Source organism: Acinetobacter sp. ANC 4216 (assembly GCF_004331195.1).
Classification (GTDB): Bacteria; Pseudomonadota; Gammaproteobacteria; order Pseudomonadales; family Moraxellaceae; genus Acinetobacter; species Acinetobacter kookii.
The window spans coordinates 1-18,380 of sequence record NZ_SJOC01000027.1 but is presented as its reverse complement, the minus strand read 5'-3'; the positions used below and the strand labels follow the sequence as shown (position 1 = coordinate 18,380).

Annotated in this window: 23 protein-coding genes and 2 tRNA genes; 15 read left to right on the top strand and 10 right to left on the bottom strand. The window is 42.4% G+C overall.

From position 1 onward, the window contains the following. Positions 1–156 (bottom strand): helix-turn-helix domain-containing protein (locus E0H88_RS15315; RefSeq protein WP_165493333.1); only part of this gene is annotated, 156 nt, incomplete at its 3' end. Between the two features lie 125 nt (positions 157–281). Between E0H88_RS15315 and E0H88_RS15310 the strand changes: the two genes are divergently transcribed. Continuing rightward, positions 282–527 (top strand): hypothetical protein, encoded by a 246-nt coding sequence (locus tag E0H88_RS15310; RefSeq protein ID WP_092820446.1) that lies wholly within the window; start codon positions 282–284, stop codon positions 525–527. Between the two features lie 161 nt (positions 528–688). On the opposite strand, the gene E0H88_RS15305 is transcribed toward E0H88_RS15310, so the two are convergent. Continuing rightward, positions 689–1,681, bottom strand: coding sequence for an AraC family transcriptional regulator (locus tag E0H88_RS15305; RefSeq protein WP_131274944.1), 993 nt, complete (start codon positions 1,679–1,681; stop codon positions 689–691). A 102-nt stretch (positions 1,682–1,783) separates the two neighbouring features. Between E0H88_RS15305 and E0H88_RS15300 the strand changes: the two genes are divergently transcribed. Beyond that, positions 1,784–2,380, top strand: coding sequence for a sterol desaturase family protein (locus tag E0H88_RS15300; RefSeq protein WP_092820444.1), 597 nt, complete (start codon positions 1,784–1,786; stop codon positions 2,378–2,380). Positions 2,381–2,758: 378 nt separating this feature from the next. Here E0H88_RS15300 and hisF read toward each other — a convergent pair whose 3' ends face one another. Beyond that, positions 2,759–3,517, bottom strand: a complete 759-nt coding sequence (gene hisF, locus E0H88_RS15295; RefSeq protein WP_092820443.1) for an imidazole glycerol phosphate synthase subunit HisF — start codon at positions 3,515–3,517, stop codon at positions 2,759–2,761. 114 nt (positions 3,518–3,631) lie between these two features. Between hisF and E0H88_RS15290 the strand changes: the two genes are divergently transcribed. The 3 genes from E0H88_RS15290 to E0H88_RS15280 are packed head-to-tail and all read left to right on the top strand — an operon-like array spanning position 3,632 to position 5,642. Further along, a complete protein-coding gene (locus E0H88_RS15290) occupies positions 3,632–4,582 on the top strand; it encodes a homoserine kinase (protein ID WP_131274942.1) in 951 nt (316 codons plus the stop codon). Positions 4,583–4,596: 14 nt separating this feature from the next. After that, on the top strand, positions 4,597–5,220 hold the full coding sequence (locus E0H88_RS15285) for a DUF1294 domain-containing protein (RefSeq protein WP_131274940.1): 624 nt from the start codon (positions 4,597–4,599) through the stop codon (positions 5,218–5,220). A gap of 29 nt (positions 5,221–5,249) precedes the next feature. Next, on the top strand, positions 5,250–5,642 hold the full coding sequence (locus tag E0H88_RS15280; protein ID WP_092820440.1) for a DUF4870 family protein: 393 nt from the start codon (positions 5,250–5,252) through the stop codon (positions 5,640–5,642). A 581-nt stretch (positions 5,643–6,223) separates the two neighbouring features. On the opposite strand, the gene E0H88_RS15275 is transcribed toward E0H88_RS15280, so the two are convergent. The 5 genes from E0H88_RS15275 to hisB all read right to left on the bottom strand — a co-directional run bounded on the left by E0H88_RS15275 (position 6,224) and on the right by hisB (position 9,995). Further along, positions 6,224–7,126 (bottom strand): DMT family transporter, encoded by a 903-nt coding sequence (locus tag E0H88_RS15275; RefSeq protein ID WP_131274938.1) that lies wholly within the window; start codon positions 7,124–7,126, stop codon positions 6,224–6,226. A 76-nt stretch (positions 7,127–7,202) separates the two neighbouring features. After that, entirely contained in the window at positions 7,203–7,934 is a 732-nt protein-coding gene (gene hisA / locus E0H88_RS15270; RefSeq protein ID WP_086197722.1) for a 1-(5-phosphoribosyl)-5-[(5-phosphoribosylamino)methylideneamino]imidazole-4-carboxamide isomerase, read from the bottom strand. A gap of 67 nt (positions 7,935–8,001) precedes the next feature. Next, positions 8,002–8,679 (bottom strand): 3'-5' exonuclease, encoded by a 678-nt coding sequence (locus E0H88_RS15265; RefSeq protein ID WP_131274946.1) that lies wholly within the window; start codon positions 8,677–8,679, stop codon positions 8,002–8,004. Between the two features lie 105 nt (positions 8,680–8,784). After that, on the bottom strand, positions 8,785–9,402 hold the full coding sequence (gene hisH, locus E0H88_RS15260) for an imidazole glycerol phosphate synthase subunit HisH (protein WP_131274936.1): 618 nt from the start codon (positions 9,400–9,402) through the stop codon (positions 8,785–8,787). After that, on the bottom strand, positions 9,402–9,995 hold the full coding sequence (hisB, locus tag E0H88_RS15255) for an imidazoleglycerol-phosphate dehydratase HisB (RefSeq protein ID WP_086197720.1): 594 nt from the start codon (positions 9,993–9,995) through the stop codon (positions 9,402–9,404). The genes hisH and hisB overlap by 1 nt, the downstream gene beginning before the upstream one ends. Positions 9,996–10,091: 96 nt before the next feature. Between hisB and E0H88_RS15250 the strand changes: the two genes are divergently transcribed. From E0H88_RS15250 to E0H88_RS15215, 8 genes are all read left to right on the top strand, one after another. Then, positions 10,092–10,469: a GNAT family N-acetyltransferase gene (locus E0H88_RS15250; protein WP_092820994.1), complete on the top strand. Its 378-nt coding sequence runs from the start codon at positions 10,092–10,094 to the stop codon at positions 10,467–10,469. Positions 10,470–10,955: 486 nt separating this feature from the next. Next, positions 10,956–11,031: transfer RNA gene (locus E0H88_RS15245), tRNA-Phe, on the top strand. 137 nt (positions 11,032–11,168) lie between these two features. Continuing rightward, positions 11,169–11,244: transfer RNA gene (locus tag E0H88_RS15240), tRNA-Phe, on the top strand. A gap of 271 nt (positions 11,245–11,515) precedes the next feature. Further along, positions 11,516–12,040 (top strand): hypothetical protein, encoded by a 525-nt coding sequence (locus E0H88_RS15235; protein WP_131274934.1) that lies wholly within the window; start codon positions 11,516–11,518, stop codon positions 12,038–12,040. A 78-nt stretch (positions 12,041–12,118) separates the two neighbouring features. After that, complete coding sequence (locus tag E0H88_RS15230) at positions 12,119–12,568, top strand: hypothetical protein (RefSeq protein WP_131274932.1); 450 nt, start codon at positions 12,119–12,121, stop codon at positions 12,566–12,568. 30 nt (positions 12,569–12,598) lie between these two features. After that, the gene (locus E0H88_RS15225) at positions 12,599–13,300 is read left to right on the top strand and encodes a hypothetical protein (protein ID WP_131274930.1); all 702 of its coding nucleotides are present in this window, start codon (positions 12,599–12,601) and stop codon (positions 13,298–13,300) included. Between the two features lie 28 nt (positions 13,301–13,328). Then, a complete protein-coding gene (locus E0H88_RS15220; RefSeq protein ID WP_131274928.1) occupies positions 13,329–14,063 on the top strand; it encodes a class I SAM-dependent methyltransferase in 735 nt (244 codons plus the stop codon). Positions 14,064–14,333: 270 nt separating this feature from the next. Next, a complete protein-coding gene (locus E0H88_RS15215) occupies positions 14,334–14,807 on the top strand; it encodes a hypothetical protein (protein ID WP_131274926.1) in 474 nt (157 codons plus the stop codon). Positions 14,808–14,943: 136 nt separating this feature from the next. Here E0H88_RS15215 and E0H88_RS15210 read toward each other — a convergent pair whose 3' ends face one another. Next, positions 14,944–15,552 carry a hypothetical protein gene (locus tag E0H88_RS15210; protein WP_131274924.1) on the bottom strand — a complete coding sequence of 203 codons (609 nt, stop codon included), beginning with the start codon at positions 15,550–15,552 and terminating at the stop codon, positions 14,944–14,946. A gap of 399 nt (positions 15,553–15,951) precedes the next feature. Between E0H88_RS15210 and E0H88_RS15205 the strand changes: the two genes are divergently transcribed. Both E0H88_RS15205 and tehB read left to right on the top strand, forming a co-directional pair. After that, on the top strand, positions 15,952–16,224 hold the full coding sequence (locus E0H88_RS15205) for a hypothetical protein (protein WP_131274922.1): 273 nt from the start codon (positions 15,952–15,954) through the stop codon (positions 16,222–16,224). A gap of 203 nt (positions 16,225–16,427) precedes the next feature. After that, positions 16,428–17,294, top strand: coding sequence for an SAM-dependent methyltransferase TehB (gene tehB / locus E0H88_RS15200; protein WP_131274920.1), 867 nt, complete (start codon positions 16,428–16,430; stop codon positions 17,292–17,294). 13 nt (positions 17,295–17,307) lie between these two features. Here the strand turns inward: tehB and E0H88_RS15195 are convergent, their stop codons facing one another. After that, positions 17,308–18,213: a hypothetical protein gene (locus E0H88_RS15195; RefSeq protein WP_131274918.1), complete on the bottom strand. Its 906-nt coding sequence runs from the start codon at positions 18,211–18,213 to the stop codon at positions 17,308–17,310. Positions 18,214–18,380 lie beyond the last annotated feature (167 nt).

Below are 18,380 nucleotides of genomic sequence, written 5' to 3'. Positions count from 1 at the left end.
AAAATAGCCATTTCTCGCTCGATTACGTTTGATTTCTCTAGAAATGGTTGAAGGTGAGCGATTCAGTCTCCAAGCGATATAACGTTTAGAAAAACCTTCACGTAACAAAGTATAAATCTGATATCTTTCTTCTTGGGTAAGATGAGTGTAGTTCATGATGCAACTTTGACTTTGGTCGGTCGGAAGCAAAATGCTAGCTCATCTTGCTTCCTTCCAATAATTTAATCTCTGTTGCACTTCATTTGAGAATCTAAGTAATAACAAAGATCAGGGGAAATATAATGTTCAAGCCTTTTGAAAATGGTACCGAATCGCATGCCATTCACGACTTAACCTTAGAAAATCAGGAAGACCGCGTCAGTATTTATGGTAATTTACAGCTGACCAAAGATCAGGCCGGGCTTCAGGCAGCGAAAGCCTTGCAGGCTTTTGTCAATGCCGTGGTCAGTGCCTTGGAAAATGAAGCTCATCTTCCGGAAAAAATTGACCGCCAGGATGAACAGGAAATTGAAAATCCATTTTTGTAAACAGCGTTTATGTTCCACATGGAACATAAAAAAGCTCACCGATGTGAGCTTTTTTATCATTCAGGTGATTTGATATGCATCGAAAAATTGCTGGTTGATTCATCATAACCTGATGAATAAATTGAACGTCAAGATGACGAGCAGGGTGCAATTTTTGCATATTATTGTTGTCGCCATTGTTGTGGTGTAAGGCTGGTCCACTGTTTAAATGCACGCTGAAAGGCACTTTGCTCGGAATAACCCAGTAATAAGGCAATTTCTTGCAGGCTCAGATGCCGGTCTTTTAAATATTGTACAGCCAGTAAATGCCGTACTTCCTGCATGCGTTGCTGATAGGTGGTGTCTTGTTGCTGTAAATGGCGTTGCAGTTGGCGTACCGACATATGTAACTGTTTGGCAATAGGTGCGATTTGATACTGGTTTTTTTGCAGCCCGGTGAGAATGGCCTGCTGCAGACGATGATCGAGCTGGGTGGAATTGGGAAGTTTATCTAATAGGGCATGGGCTTGTTGCATCAGTAAATGCTGCAAGGTCTGGTCACCTTGACGTATAGGTTTAGCCAACTGATGAATGGGTGCAATAATTTGGGCCTTAGGCTGGGAAAACAGGACTTTGCAATTGAAGTATTCTTCATAGATGGCCACATTTTTCGGTGCAGGATGAATAAAGTGCACTTCATGTATATGAATATCTTTAAATTCCAGGAAATGTTTTAAAAATTGCACCATCAAGGCAATCGCATTTTCCTGGGTAATTTGCGTGGTCAAATGAAAGGGGATGTATCCCCAGCCAAGCGCCAGATATCCATCCTGTATACTGAGCTCTAAGGCACTGCCATCATAGATCAGCCGATGGAAATCATGATAACGGTATAAGGCTTCCCCCAAAGTGTTGCAGGACAGGGCAATATAGGCAATGATGCCCAAATGTTTAGGCTGGACATGTTCGGCAATATCCAGGCCTAGTGCCGGAATTTGCAGATGTTGGTCTATATCTGTCAGCAAATCACGCCAAAGACAGAAGTCAAAACGTTCCAGATTCTGAACTTGTTCAAGTTTTTCAGAAATAACCAAGCCTTTGGCCTGACTATAGGCATAAAGTAAATGCCCAAGTCCACCATATACAGAGCCTGTGTAGTCTTTAGAATGTGGCATATTGATCTTTTTATTGTCGTAATTGTCAATTAAATTTTATTTTGGGTCAATGTTTAGCATATTTTATAACCTATATTCAATATAAAATAGGGAGAAATGGATATGTGGAAAGGTTTTTTGGTTGGACTGGTGGTGGCCAATGGTTTTGAATGGGTGGCACACAAATATATTTTGCATGGCACACATCGCAGTGGAAAGCCCCGCTACAGCCCTGTGCCCGACAGCATGAAATCACATTGGGAACATCATCGCGAAGTCAGAAAAACAGCATTTCATGACCATGGTTATGTCGAAGGTCTTGCCAATTGGCGTACTAAAAATGAAGTTGTCTCTTTAGTCGTGGTGGCGGGCGTTTTTGGTACGCTATTTTATCCCGTATCCAAAGGCATGGCACTGTCTACCGTATATAGTGCCTGTAATTATTATTATATTCACCGCCGTGCCCATTTAGAGCCAGAATGGGCCATGAAAAAAATCCCCTGGCATTATGATCATCATATGAATTCCAATCAGGATGCCAACTGGTGCGTGACCAAGCCCTGGTTTGATTACATTTTGGGAACTCGAGTGATTTCAGCGCCAGAATTGCAGGAGAAAAATCCCTTAGGAATTCTGCTGCCCGGCACCGTTTCAAATCTGTTGAACGGCATAACTGAGCGTTATTTCCCGGCCAAATGGGTGGAAAAACAGGAGAGATGATCATTTTCTCAGAAGGGAGGGGGTGGTTTTATTGTTCAGGAAAAGATCGCAATAAAATCGCTAGAAGTCACGACTGCCGAGACCTTGTCGTAATTTGTCAATATTTTCGGCATTAATGGTCAATGTTTTTGTTATTTTTTTGTTATATATTTGTTTTCGAAATCAGGTTGGTCTAGTTAACTTGACGAGCTACTGTATCTGTCATTTTACTGTTTTTCTTTTCAAGAAACCGCGCTGTAGTTTTCTTGGTTTATAGGGAGTCTTCAAGACTCCCTTTTTTTATCTGCACTTTTTATGCAGGCTTGATTGCAAAGCCATTTATGAATAAAAAAGAGTGTCATTTAGACACTCTTTTGATTTTTTAAGGCGTGCTAAAATTTAGAGACGCATTTCAATTCCTTGAGCAGCCAGATATTGCTTGGCTTCCGGAATGGTGTATTGACCAAAGTGGAAAATAGAAGCGGCAAGTACCGCATCCGCACCGCCCTTGAGAATTCCATCGGCCAAATGCTGCAAGTTGCCCACTCCACCTGAAGCAATCGTTGGAATGGTGACACGGTCATTAATGTGACGCATTAACGCTAGGTCATAACCGGCTTTGGTGCCGTCGGCATCCATAGAGGTAATTAAAAGTTCGCCTGCGCCGTAATCGGCCATTTTCACTGCCCATTCAATGGCATCAATCCCGGTCGGTTTACGGCCACCATGGGTGAAAATTTCCCATTTATTGTCGCCAGTTTTCTTGGCATCAATAGCGACCACAATACATTGGGCGCCAAAGCGTTGCGAAGCTTCCTGCACAAATTCCGGGTTAAATACCGCAGCCGAGTTAATGCTGACTTTATCTGCACCGGCATTCAGCAACAGGCGGATATCTTCCACCTTACGCACGCCGCCACCCACGGTTAAGGGAACAAATACGCTTTCGGCCATGCGTTCAACGGTACGGTACGTGGTATCGCGGCCGCTTGAGGTTGCGGTAATGTCTAGGAAGGTGATTTCATCTGCACCTTGTTCGTTATAACGGCGTGCTACTTCAACCGGATCGCCTGCATCACGAATATCAAGGAATTGTACACCTTTCACCACTCGACCATTATCTACGTCAAGGCAAGGAATAATACGTTTAGCAAGCATAATTTTTTCCAAAAATAACAGCCGATTATGAAACTTCGCCACGAAGGTGCTACACCTTGGTAGTCGTAGCAGGTATTCTATCAAAATTATGTAGGTTTTTTTGCAGGTTTTTCTATGTCGGTTTATACCACTTTGACTTTACAGGAAGTTCAGGCGTTTGCAGCACCTTATGGATTAGAGGTGTTGGACCTGATTCCGATTCAAGGAGGTATTCAGAATACAAACTATTTTTTAGTCTGTGAAAATGGTCAGCAGTATGTACTCACGATATTTGAAGAAATGGATGAACAAGGTGCGGGGGAGCTGGTTCCCGTGCTGGAGCATTTGGGCAAACAGGGGGTGGCTGTGCCGGTACCGCTAAATTATGCGGGCAAAGCCATTCATACTTTAAAAGATAAACCCGCCCAGATTGCACCGCGCATGATGGGCAAGCATCCCATGCCATCAACTCTGGAACAGGTACAGGCGATTGCTGTGGCTCAGGCGAAAATCCATATTGCTTTACAGGATTTTCCTTTGGAACGCGCCGAATATCGTAATCATGATTACTGGTTGCAAGTGGCGAAAGAATTAAAACCGACTTTAAATCCGGCCGATGCCATTTTGCTCAGCGAAGTGCTGGGGCTTTATGATGCGCTCACTGCCGTCTATCCAAACCGTCCTAAAGGCTTTATCCATTCAGATTTGTTCCGTGACAATACCCTGTTTGAAGGTAATGAATTAAAAGGAATTCTGGATTTTTACGAATTGAATAAAGATGAATTCCTGTTTGACATTGCAATTACCTTAAATGACTTCTGTACCGAATATCCTGAGGTTTACTTAAATGAAGCGAAAGCCCAGGCCTTTTTAGAAGCCTATGAAACGGTGCGTCCATTGACTCAGGATGAAAAATCCTGCCTGGAAATCTATCTGGCTATGGCAGCTGCACGTTTTTGGCTGATGCGTTTACAAGTCGCACAAAAAAATGCACAACAAGGACGTACAGGAGATGATATTCTTCAAAAAAATCCTTTGGAAATGCGTAATATGCTTGTGGAACGACTAAAATTTGTGACGGCTTGATATAGGATATAAAAATGCGTGATCAGGGGCGATTAGTCGAATGGTTTGATGAAAAAGGCTATGGTTTTATTCAGCCCAATGATGCCTCGAAAGATCGCGTGTTTTTGCATATCAAGGATTTTGCCCGTCAGGGACCCCGTCCGATTGTGGGTTGTGCGCTTGAATATACGGTATTGCTGGATGGAGATGGACGTTATCGTGCCCAGCAGGTGACTTATCTTAAAGCGTCACAAACTAAAAAAAATGTCAGCAAGCCAAAACCTTCCAGTCAACCTGCGCAAAAATTAAAACCGATGCAAATTGCCTGTGTCGGTTATATTCTGGCTTTGGCCGTGTTTACCGTAGCGGGTTTATTAAGTGGCATGGTGCTGTTATTTATTAGTCTCATTAATGCCATTACTTACTGGCTGTACGCCCAAGATAAAGAAGCAGCCCAGCAGGGTAAGCACCGCGTACCCGAACAGGCCTTGCATGTATTGTCTTTTCTTGGCGGCTGGCCTACGGCATGGCTGGCTCAGGAAAAACTGCGGCATAAAACACAAAAACAACCTTTTAGAAAGATTTATTTTTGTACTATAGCCTTGAACATACTTTTGATTTTATGGCTGATTTCTCCTTTTAATGTACTGAAATTTTAAGGAGAGCAATGACTTTATAAGGCATGACAATGAATTATTCTATAGATCAAGATCCGCATCGTAGCCTCACTTTAATCCTTTATATCCTCTACATGATTGCCATTTTTACGGGTGGTTTATTGGCTGTTGTTGCCCTGATCATTAACTATATAAAACGCAATGATGTACGTGGCTCTATTTTTGAAAGCCATTTTACCTGGCAAATCCGAACTTTCTGGTGGTATCTGTTCTGGAACCTGATTGCCTTTATTCCTTTTATTTTCCTGTTTTTCACGGGTGAAAACATGGATGTATTTACTGGGGTTGCCTTAGGGGCAAGTGCATTTTGTCTGGTTGTGATTGGTGTTTCCTGGATCTGGATTGTGTATCGGGCGATTCGCGGTATGATGCGCCTGAATGATAATCAGCCGATGTATCAATAAGACGGGTGAATACTCAAAAAGGCAGATTGAGCCAGTACTGTCCCATAGTTCTGTTAAGGGCTTTTATTTTGCTGAAAACGGTTAATTTCGAATTAGAATCATATAAATGAATTTTTATGAAGTCTGTTTGTAGACATTCGTTTGTTAATCCGATATTCATTATTTTCTTTAATTCTTTGCTGATGAGAAAGCTTAAAATTTCATAGATAAGTTAAAGTCTTTCACAGCCACAATTTTTCAATAAAATCGAAATGCATTTGTGTAGGCGATGTCTTACTTTTGACAGGCCAAAAGTAAGCAAAAGCCTTTGTTACCCACACATAACATCCATGTTATGTGTGGGTAACATGTGGCATCCCTGCCACATTCGTCAATCCAAAGTTTACTTAAATTAAATTATGGGACAGCAGAGAGATAAAGCTGTCTTTTTGGAAATGGCATATTAGAAATAGTATTTTAGCAGTAGCATCGTTCTAGAAATTGGTGAAGGAGCTCTTGCTTGTAGGGTAGTGCTTATCATCTCCGGCTTTAGTTTCTCTTTCCCCGGATGAGAAGGTCAGGGAGGGGGAGAAATGCAGCTTTTAAGGGCTCACTTCCTCATTCTTCTGCAAGAATTTCGGTTTCCACTCACTGACAATCACTCCTAAAACCACCAAAGCTCCACCCAGGAGGGCCAGTAGGGGCAAACGCTCACCCGCGATACGGCCAATTAAAGCAGCCCAAACCGGCTCACCTGAATAGATAATGGCAGCCTGCGCAGGGTCGACTGCACGCTGTGCCCAGTTCATCACCAGTTGAATGGCGGCACTGGCTAAACCTAAGCCAGCTAAAATGATCACGAGCGGCCAGGAAAAGACCGGATTCCAGTTTTCATCCGCTAGGGGCATCATACAAAAGGCAAAAATCGAGGCAAAGCCGAGCTGAATGACGGTGACACGCCGCACATTGACTTTACCGGCAAACAATCCGATCAGAATAATTTCCATAGCAATCGCGATTGAACCGAGAATGGTAATGATCTGGCCAAAGTTCAGCTGGATTGCACCAAAACCATTGCCGGTTAAAAAGACCAGACCTAAAAAGGCCAGCGCTGCTCCACACCAGGTCATGAATTGCGGTGTTTTACGGAACAATAGCCATAAAAGAATCGGCACCAGAGGTACATACAGCGCAGTTAAAAAAGCCGATTCACTGCTGCTGATGCTTTGCAGCCCAATGGTTTGCGTGCCGTAACCCAAGGCAATTACCAGACCAATCAAGGCCCCTGCGGCAATTTCTTTCAGCCGGATTCCAGCTAAATCTTTCCAGGAAAACAGGCCGACAAACAGCATGGCAGCAGCAAAACGACAGCCGACAAAAAACATCGGACTGGCAAAGTTTAAGCCGTATTGCACGGTAATAAACGAACCGCCCCAAATCAGGGTAATGAAAATTAAGGCAAGTTGCGGTGCTTTGGCTTTCAGGCCATAATGAAAATAGGGCATGTTGACACAGAAAGTGATTTTAAAATATCAGAAATAAAAAAGAGGTCCGAAGACCTCTTGGAGATACATCACGGAATTAAAGTGATTGTTCATCTAACAATAATTGCGCTTCACGAAGATTCAGCGTGCCTTCGTAAATGGCACGACCGGTAATGGCACCTAAAATGCCCGGTTGGCCTTTTAAGTTGCGCACATCATCCAGATTGGTCACGCCACCAGATGCAATCACAGGCAGGCCTGAATACGTCGCCAAATTGACGGTTTGTTCGATGTTTACACCCTGCATCATGCCGTCACGCGCGATGTCGGTATACACAATGCTTGATACGCCAGCATCAGCAAAACGTTTAGCCAAATCTGTTGCTTTTACATCAGTCACATTTGCCCAGCCATCGGTTGCCACCATGCCGTTCATGGCATCGATACCGACAATGATGTGACCGGCAAATTTTTTGCAGGCTTCTTCAACAAATTCAGGATTTTGAACTGCTTTGGTGCCAATAATCACAAAAGACACACCGGCATCCAAATAATGTTCAATAGTTTCCAGCGAACGGATACCACCGCCAATTTGAATAGGCAGTTCTGGTTGCGCTTTCGCAATTGCTTCCACCACAGGTTTGTGAATCGGTGTACCTGCGAAAGCGCCGTTTAAATCCACCAGATGCAAGCGACGTGCGCCTTCATTGACCCAATGCTGTGCAGTTGCAACCGGATCGTCAGAGAATACGGTATCGTCTTCCATACGGCCTTGTTTTAAACGGACACATTTGCCATCTTTCAGGTCAATTGCAGGGATGATCAGCATGCTTTCGCTCCTTGCCTAATCTTATTGAATTCATTGTGTTCCATCTTAACAAAGTATTGGCAAATCTCTAAGCACCAGTTTCAGCTTTTATTTTGCTGGGGCGAATGCGCAACTTTAATGTGGTATTGGGAATATGTTTGGGAAGTAAGCCTAAGCGCAGTAATTCTTCAAAGACTAAAACCGGGGCATAGGCATCGGCAGCGGCATAGTCAATCTGCTGGGGCGTCAGCGTTTTGCGTGCCCAGTTCGAGGTGCTGGTTTTTTTACTTTTGGGAAAGTTCACCTGAAATAGAAGCGCCATGGCATTTTTCAGTCCCAACGGATTGGTAAAGCCAAAGGCAGAAAAGCATTTCGACAGTTCAATCACACTGTTCAGTTCAATGCCTTTTTTACGCAACAGATGGGCATCATTCTTTAAGCCAAAGCCGACTTTAATCTGGTCACGGTCGGCAAAAATCGGCTTTAAAAATTCCCAAATCTCGTCATTCATTTGGAACAGGTAGGCTTTGTCCAAGGTCGCCAGCTGAATCAGATGCGGTCCGGTTGCAACTTCGCCCTTTTCAAAGGTGGGTTTAGATTCGCTGTCAAAACCCAGAACAGCACAGTGTTTTAATTCTGCTTCCAAAGCATGACATTGTTCCAGGTTGTGAATCACCTGAATCTGTTGCATCGGAAGGTTTTTAAATAAAGGGAAGGCCTGAATCTGTTCTTTGCTGGGCAGGGTTTGAAGCAATGGCTCTTCCATAATCATCAATAGTTTTCTGGGTTTGTATTCAGCTTAATCGCTTTTCGTATTTTAGGCAAAATAAAAGCCCAGTCGAAACTGGGCTTCTGATGTGCAGCGTGGAAATCAGATATTCCATTCCACAAAGTTTTTCAGTAACTGTAAACCGGCAGTATGGCTCTTTTCTGGATGGAACTGGGTAGCGAACAGGTTTTCTTGATGCAGCGCCGTACAGAACTCTAAACCATAGTCACAAGTGGCTGCCACAATGCTCTTGTCTTGCGGTTCAACATAGAAACTATGCACGAAATAGAAACGCGCATCCTGTTCAATGTCTTTCCACATTGGATGACTTGGGTCTGCCTGATGCACCTGGTTCCAGCCCATATGCGGCACTTTTAAGCCTTCCATATCCGGGAAGCGCTTCACTTCACCGGCAAAAATACCCAGCGCATCGGTACCGCCATTTTCTTCCGAGCGCTGCATCAGCGCCTGCATGCCGACACAGATCGCCAGCACAGGCTTGTTGAATACGGCATGGCGTACCACTTCATCAATACCGGCTTCATGCATGCCTTGCATACAGTCACGCATTGCACCGACCCCCGGAAAGACGATTTTGTCGGCTTGGGCAATCAGTTTGGGATCATTGGTGACATCTACAGTTGCACCGACATGTTCCAGGGCTTTAGCTGCAGAGTGTAAATTTCCCATACCATAGTCAAGAAGGGCAATACGGGTCATTACAAGGTACCTTTGGTTGAAGCTACTGTATTTTCTGCACGTGGATCGACTTCACAGGCCATACGGAGTGCGCGGGCAAATGCTTTAAATACGCTTTCGATCTGGTGATGGCTGTTTTTGCCTTTCAGGTTATCAATGTGCAGGGTCATTAAGGCGTGATTCACAAAACCTTGAAAAAATTCAGAGAATAGATCAACATCAAAGCTGCCAATACGTGCGCGAGTGAATGGAATATCCATCCACAAGCCCGGACGACCAGATAAATCAACCACAACACGGCTTAAAGATTCATCCAGTGGGGCATAGAAGTGACCATAACGACGTAGGCCTTTTTTATCACCCAGGGCTTGGGCAAATGCCTGACCTAGAGTGATACCACAGTCTTCTACGGTGTGATGGTCATCAATTTCCAGGTCACCATCACAATGAATATCAATGTCAAATAAGCCGTGTCGCTTGATTTGATCAATCATATGATCTAAAAATGGAACACCTGTATTGAGAGTGCCTTGACCTGTACCATCAAGATTCACACGAACTCGGATTTTGGTTTCGTTAGTGTTTCTTACCACTTCACTGATACGTTGCGTCATAGACACGTTCCTCAAAAACGTCAAAAATGATGATGTAAAATGTTTTTTCGCGGCGACGAAGTCCCCGCATATTAGATTGCTCAGGAGGGTTAATCAATGCCTATTACCGTACACGCTTATACTTCACTAGAAAATGACGAAGTGCGCAGCCAGCTTGAGCGACTGTATGACACTAGCCCGGAATTTGGAGATGGGCAGGATGCCATTGAACAACTAGAGCAAAACTTGGCTCAGTATACCCTAGTTTACACAGCAGAATTTAATACTAAAGTGATTGGGGCAATTTGGTGTACCGGGCAGGGGGAAAGCCGGACGCTGGAAAATATTGTGGTACACCCGGCCAACCGTGGACGCGGGGTTGCAGAACGGCTGGTCAGTGAAGTGTGCCGCATAGAAGAAGAAAAAGGCGTGAAGACATTTGAACCGGGCTGTGGGGCAATTCATCGCTGTCTGGCGCATCTGGAAAAAATTTAAACCCGTCCAATACATAAAAAAGCAGCCTTCAGGCTGTTTTTTTATAAGTGAAAAATATGGAGGCGATTAGACTTCTTTCATAAATCATTTTAGAAACTAAAAATTGTTCATAAAGCTGAAATTGAAAATAGATTTTAGTCGATATTAGAGTCATGAGTGTGGCATGGATGCCACACGTTTCCCATCACGACAAGGATGTCGTGTATGGGAAACAAAAGGTTTTTGTCTACTTTTGACCTTTCAAAAGTAGAGAGATTGCCTACGAGAAGGTAAAAAATTAAATCAATCAAATGAGGCCGTGCTGATTTAAAATATTAAATATTGAACATTTTCTGATTTATAAAAGAGATCTATTAAATAATGATTTGAGTTTTAAATAAAAAATAGGCAAATAAATGCCAATTTGCCTTAAAAATAAGCACTTGCTTTAAAAAGCCCAAAACCTGCTTGACTGTAAAACACTTAAACTGTTTAATACGCGACATCGGCGTGATAGCTCAGTAGGTAGAGCAACGGATTGAAAATCCGTGTGTCCCCAGTTCGATCCTGGGTCTCGCCACCATATTCAAAATCTGATTTTAAGATTTCAATCCCTGATCCCATCAGGGATTTTTTTTTGGGTAAAAAATACCCGATCAAATAAAAATGTCATGAATTATATTGACTATTGATAACAGATACGGCTTAATACACGGCATCGGCGTGATAGCTCAGTTGGTAGAGCAACGGATTGAAAATCCGTGTGTCCCCAGTTCGATCCTGGGTCTCGCCACCATATTTAAAAAATCCTCAAACATTGTTTGGGGATTTTTTTTGCCTGTCTGTTGGATATGGGGACTTATCCCTGCATGCAAGATGCGATAACAGGCGGATATAAGCGAATCTCATTAATAGATTGAGATACTTTTGGAAGACCGTTCATCTGAGTCTGAGTGAGCTAAAACGGAATTTCATGTAGGCTATAACGTATACAGTTGCAGTGAGAAACATTTTCCTTGCATGGTGTGAAGCTGCATTGCCTTGAAATTACGTTATGAGTCAAGCTTATGAATCTTCTAAAAATCTCTGCTTTGATGTTGATGTTAGGTTATATGGGGAACATGACCGCCCACGCAGATGAGATTGTGAACTTGCCGACCTTACAAGTATTGGCTGAGCCAGAATTGCGTAAAGAAACAGGGATCGTGCCGTATCAGAATGATGAAAAGATCCGCCGTGCTTTGCAGCATCAAATCATTCGTAATTCACGTGAAGCCCAGAACTTTATGATCGACAGCCAGGTGGTTGCCAATCTTGAAATTCAGCCCTTACAATCACAGCCAGACCTAAATTCTTTACCTCCCTTACTACAACAGCATGTATTGAATATTGCTCAGGGGTTACAGTCGAGTGATCCTACACAAGGTTTATATATTATGTTGCAGCCCTTTGGCATAGACCGTAGCAACAGTATGCGCCCCCTCGACCGGGGTCATATACAGATCAACCTGAACAATATCAACATTGACATGCTTGAAAATTCTATGCGTAGTCTTCCTGTGTCCGAGGTACTGACACCGAAAACGCAATAATTTTTCTCGCTTGAGATCTCCACAGGTTAAGAATTTTTTTCTTATAGAATCAAAGTAATAACAATTGGAGAATCCACAATGAAAAGAATCGCGCTTCCTGTATTTGCTGGTTTATCATTATTAGTCACAGCTTGTGGCGGTAGTGGATTTGGAGATCAGTTCAACTCCTCCTTTGAGAAAACCTTTACCTTTGGTACGCAAACTTATATTTGCCGCAGTGAAAAAGCGGCAAATGCCTGTGGTGGCCCAAGCCAGGACTGCTCAGCCTGTGAGCTGGCATCACCTTCTTCAGCCGTCATTACTCAGTTATGTACTCAAACAGCAGCCAATATCCATCAAGTCACAGTAGATGGCTGTGTAGCTAGACTAACCAATGATACCCAGACCGGACTGTGTACTTCGGAAGGGTTAAGACTGCTTTCAGGAACCAACTTGACCAGGCAGCAAGTCAATGCAGGGGCATTATTTCCTACTGGAAGCGTGAATATCAATGTCGGAAACCTGACTGAAACCATCACCTGTAACTAAGTCGTGTATTTAGGCCGCATGAAATTCGTTATGCCGCTGTTGATTGGCATTCCGTGTTTTGGACTGGGCTATTTCGTTGCCTCATTCCAGCCTGAACCTGAACCGCCTGTAGCTGAGCACACTCAGGATCGGGCTGTGGAAAATTTTATCCATACTATTCAGCAAAAAACGCAGACCCAGCCTGAAGACCGGCTTGTGTTACAACAGCAGCTGAAAAACCAGAAAGCTCAGGTCAATAGTATTATAGATCAGGCCACACCCCAGCAGATCGATAAGTATCTGTCCCAGGCTTTTCCGGACTATGATCTATCCGCAATCCAAAACAAACGCGAGTTTGCCAAACGTCTGGTCAGTGAATTTGTCGATGCAAAAAATGATCCCAATGAAGCCATGACCGGTCAGGCCAAGGTCACGGCACAACAACAATATTCCGCAGGTAGTGTAATGCCTAGGCAGATTTATGCCGGACAGCAGCTATTTGCCCATTTTGATACGTTGGGAAAAACACCGAATAACGAGCAGGTCTTTGTGCGCTGGAGCAACCAGGCGACAGGTGAGGTGCTGTTTTTTATGCCGCAGCGCATCAGTGCCAATCGGGAACAGAACTGGGTCAGTTTTAGCCCGGCAAAGGGCTGGAAAGTCGGTACATACGATGTTAAATATTATCAATTGAATGATCAGCTGGTGCCGATTGCCCAGACCAGTTTTAGAATTGATCAGGTCATTGATTAAACTTATAAAAATATTTGAGCATCGTTAAATGAAAGACCTTTTTTCTAGCAACAGTTTGCGTTATAGGCAGGCCCGTCCCACCTATTCCAGCCAGATTATCAAAGAAATTTTACGGCATGTGCCGGAACGCACTTTTGCCTGGGATTGTGGTGCAGGCTCCGGTCAGTTTACCCAGCTTCTGGCGCCGTATTTCGAACATGTGGTCGCAACCGATATCAGCGAGGCCCAGTTACAACAGGCACCTTATTTTGACAATGTCAGCTATCAGGTACAAGCGGCAGAGCAGACTACCATTCCAGAGCAATCTATTGATTTGGTAACGGTGGCACAAGCCATACACTGGTTTGATTTTGATAGGTTTTATAAAGAAGTTGCACGGGTGCTTAAACCGCGAGGCGTGTTCGCTGCCATTGGTTATGGCTTAATTAAAATACAGCATGTTGCAATCAACGGTTTGGTTCAGCAGCTGTATTTTGAAACTTTAAAAGGCTATTGGGATCGTGAACGCCGTTATATTGATGAGCTGTATCAAACCATTCCATTTCCTTTTCAGGAAAAAGCTGTCCCGAAACTGCATTTGCATTATCAATGGACAGGGCAGCAATTGCTCAGTTATTTGAACACCTGGTCAGCGCTGAAACATTATCAAGACCGCAACAGTAATGATCCGCTGCAGCCGATTTCAGAGGCTTTGCAAGCCGTACCTGAACATTTAGTTGTAACATTTCCTGTACTTTTACGCATTGGAATGCGAGAAAAATAACGGTTATGACGAAATTTTTACGCCAGCGGAGCAGCATCAGCAGAAGAAAATAAAAATCTGATTTATCGAAACATGATCCAGAGTAGAGCTGTTTTATAGACACAGGTCTCATATTATTTAAGATGTGAAATGAGATGATTTTTTAACGAAAGTTAGAATGTCCTGCAAGACCACTGGTCTGTGGCAACTGGCTGAAAGGCGCATAAACTATACAATTATAGGTGTCGACGGTTGTTTGTTTACTTCAATTCATTGTTGAGTAGAACTGCCATGAAGATCCTAAAAAAATTGTCCTGTGCAATCGTAGCGATTGCCGCAAGCTTTTCTATTTCCTCTACTTTTGCCGATATAGCAGATGCACCTGGATTAACTCCCTTAACAGATACCGAGTTAAGCGTTGAAACCACACCCGTGATTGAATATCGGACTGATCCTCAAAATGAGCGAGTTTTGCAGCATAGAATTATGCAGATCCAGATGGATACACAAAACTTTGTGGTTGATCCCACTATCCTGATGACCATCGATCTGGTTCCTGAAGCCCCTATGCCGGATATCAACAGCTTGCCATTGGCATTGCAGCAATATGTTCTGGCCATTGCCCGAGGTTTGCAGTCACCTGATCCAAGAGAAGGCCTGTATGTGCTGCTTGAGCCTTTTGGTATAGACCGTCGTGCCACCAATGTGCAAATTGCCCGAGAGCAAATTTCACTAGGTGTTTTGGAAAATGTCCCGCAAAATTAATTCATTAGGTAATTGCAACTACAGCAAAAAACTCCTTTGAATAGGAGGGTGTACTCGAGTTTGATCGCTAAAATAGCAATAAAAAAGGATGCCTATTAATGGCATCCTTTTTGACGGTTAAAATCCGTTATGCAGATTAAGCCGCAGATTTTTTAAACCAAGAGAAGAAGCCTTTTTTCTCGGCTTTGACTTCAGTTTTAACCGCATCTGTTTTTTCAGCTACGGCTTCTTTGACTTCAGCTGTTTTTTCTACAGTAGCATCTTTTGCAGCAACTGTTTTAGCCGCAGCGGTATCTGTTACTTGTGCAGTTTTAGCAACGGTTGCATCTTTCGCTTCAACTGCTTTTGCTACCGCTGCATCTTTAGCTGCTACAGTTTTGGCTACAGCAGCTTCTTTAGCGACTTCTGTTTTGTGAGCAGCAGTTTGAGTTGCAACGACCGCTTTTTCTTTAGCTGCTACAGTTTTAGCTACAGTGGCATCTTTTGCATGAGCTGTTTTAGTTAGGGCTGCATTTTTGGCGGCTCCAGTTTTATGGGCAGCAGTTTTAGACATGGCAGCCGCTTTATCTTTAGTTACAGCAGCAGTGTTTTGAACTGCAGCCGCTGTTTTTGCCACATCTGCTTTTACATGTGCTTTTGCAGCAGCAACTTTAGCCGCCGGAGTGGTTTCTACAGCAGTAGCAGCCATAGCCGATGTTGTACCGGCAACTAAAGCGATAACGATAGCAGTTTTAATGGTATTCATGTTGGTTACTCAATCGTGAGAATAAAGAGATTTTTTGTACGGGTTATTTTAACGCTCAAGATCCTTACTTTTTCTGACTGAACAGCGTGTAGGTGTTTAATTGTGTGAATATTCCACTAAATTTACAGAGTGATAACATGATGTTTCGAATGGGTTACATTAATTTTGAGTTTTTTGTCCTATTCCGGTTTAATTCAATAGAAATTGATATTTTTAATATTTGTAATCATTGAGTTTTTCTTGGGTTTTACCGGTTAAAGCGAGCATGCTGTTGAACACAGGAATCTTATCTTTTTAAACATGACAGTTTTGCAATAGAGTTGTCATTCGCCTTTCAAATTCGTTTGCTAGATTAAAACAGTCGCAAAGATCACGACATAAAATCTAGGCAGGTGAGTCATGAAAACTCTACACGTTTTTGATGATATTCAGCATGTGTATAGTGAGTTTGTTGAAAATAAAAAATATCCGAAACTAGAAAGCTTAAACAACAGGGGTAAAACCCGTTCTTTCTTCAATCAATACTTTGAAATGATTGAAGGCTGGCACTATACCGAACAGATTGTGATTCGGTTCAATCAGCAATATTTTAGTCTGGACACGGGCAGTGCGCCTGATTTTATGGACCGGGAAAAATACATGATGTGGCTGCGCGAACAACTGTTGCAGTAAAACCGAAGTATCATTACTTCTTTTTTAAAGACCATCAAACTGTCCGTACTGGGCAGTTTTTGTTTTTAAAAGGATACGTGGTTTGCCTGAATGGAATGCGAGTAGCTTATTTCAATCTGCGGTTGAACGTACTATGCTAAAAACATACATCATCAACTGATTAATTTCAGCCCGACCACCGATGCTTTGGAGCGCAGTCTTTTATGCAACAGCTGATTTGTTATAAAGAACTTCCTGTCTGGACACAGCAGACTATTCCGCAAGGGTTTAAAAAACAGCACAATACCAAAGCCGGTACCTGGGCAAAACTCACGGTATTCAAGGGCGAGCTGCATTTTGCCATGCTGGAAGAATCGGGCGCCGTACAGTCCGAGCATGTCTTTAGCCCAGAGCAGCAGCCTCCGTTTATTGAACCGCAGGCGTGGCATAAAATTATTTCTGCCAGTGATGATGTGCAATGTCAGCTACGGTTTTACTGTCTACCACAGGATTATTTCACTAAAAAGTATCAGCTTTCACCCACGCACTCGGAAATTTTAGCTGCTACGCCGTATTTGCAAGGTGGTCGTGCCCTGGATGTCGGCTGCGGGCAGGGGCGCAATGCGCTGTATTTAAGTCAGCATGGTTTTGAGGTGGATGCCTGGGATGTGAATGAAAACAGCCTGAAAACCTTAAGGCAGATTATCCAGGCTGAGCAGATTGATAATATTCAGGTACAGCAGAGAGACCTTAATGCCGACCAGAGCATTACAGGTCGTTATGACTTTATTTGCTGTACCGTGGTGATGATGTTTTTACAGGCCAAAACCGTTAGACCTTTAATTGCGCAGATGCAGCAGGCAACAGCTCCGGGTGGCTATAACCTGATTGTCTGTGCGATGGACACGCCAGACATACCTGCACAGCCTGACTTTCCTTTTACGTTTAAAGCAGGTGAGTTAAGTGCTTTGTATAAGGGCTGGAATATTGTGAAATACAATGAAAATGTTGGTGAGTTGCATCGTGTCGATGAGCAAGGGCAGCGGATTAAACAGCATTTTGCGACATTGTTGGCGCAGCGGATCTTATGATTGTGTAAGCGGGTTAAGTATTTTTTAAATGTTGAGCTATTTGATAGAAGCCAAAACAAAGATATCTGAATTTACCTAAATAAATTTTTTTTCCTAGAGGTTTAATGATTTTGTGGAAAAAAACGATTTTTCCATATTCACTATCATCTTTAATTTTATCATTGCTTAAATTTAGGGTCTTTCCTTCCAATTTTTCTTCTAGTACATGAGAAGGATATAAATATTCTATTCCTGGGCAATGTTTTGCCGATTGTATTATGTAAAGATTTTTACAAACAAAGGCAACTCTAATTGAATCCCTTAAAATTTTTATTTCGTTATAAGTAGAATACGATTTTGCTGTATTAAAAGTACTATTTCCTGCTGGGTCATTATCGACAAAAATAATTGTTGGATACTTTGATTTATCAATTGATTTATATAAATGAGAGTACATTTTAATAAACTTACATAATTGGTCAGTTCCCCCTGAAAGATTTAAAGGCTGTGTGAATGAGCTAAGATGCTTCTCGAAGCTTATTATATCAAACTGATTCTTATGGAATAAATCTGTGTTTCTTAAATAGTTATAAATATGTTGAGGGTCAGTTTTTCCTTCACAAATAATTTTAATTTTTGATTGGTGAACAAAATTTATATGAAACATTAAATCGATATAACTTTTACTAAACCCTTTTAAGTTTTGATAAATTTGTAATGGTTCTAAGTTTTTATCAATAATATTTGTATGATTATATTTGATGCCTTTTATATTTTTTATATGGTTTGCAATACCAATCAAAGATTTTTCGCTGAAATCTATACCTATAGAATGATGCTTTGAACGCTCATATAAGCCAGTCTTACAATATTTGTCGATCATTGCTCTGGTATATTTATAGTAATTTGCATTTATATTAGCCGCAGATTCAAATCCCAAGTGCGACACATTTGTAGTTAGTTGAAAAAGTTAGGTGTATTCGTAGAATCATTGGACTTTTTCAACTCGCAATTGGAAAGCACACAATGAAGAAATACACCCAACTTTCTCAAGATGAAAGATACGAAATTTATGCTACTTTGAAAAGTAAAAGTTCAATCGCTACC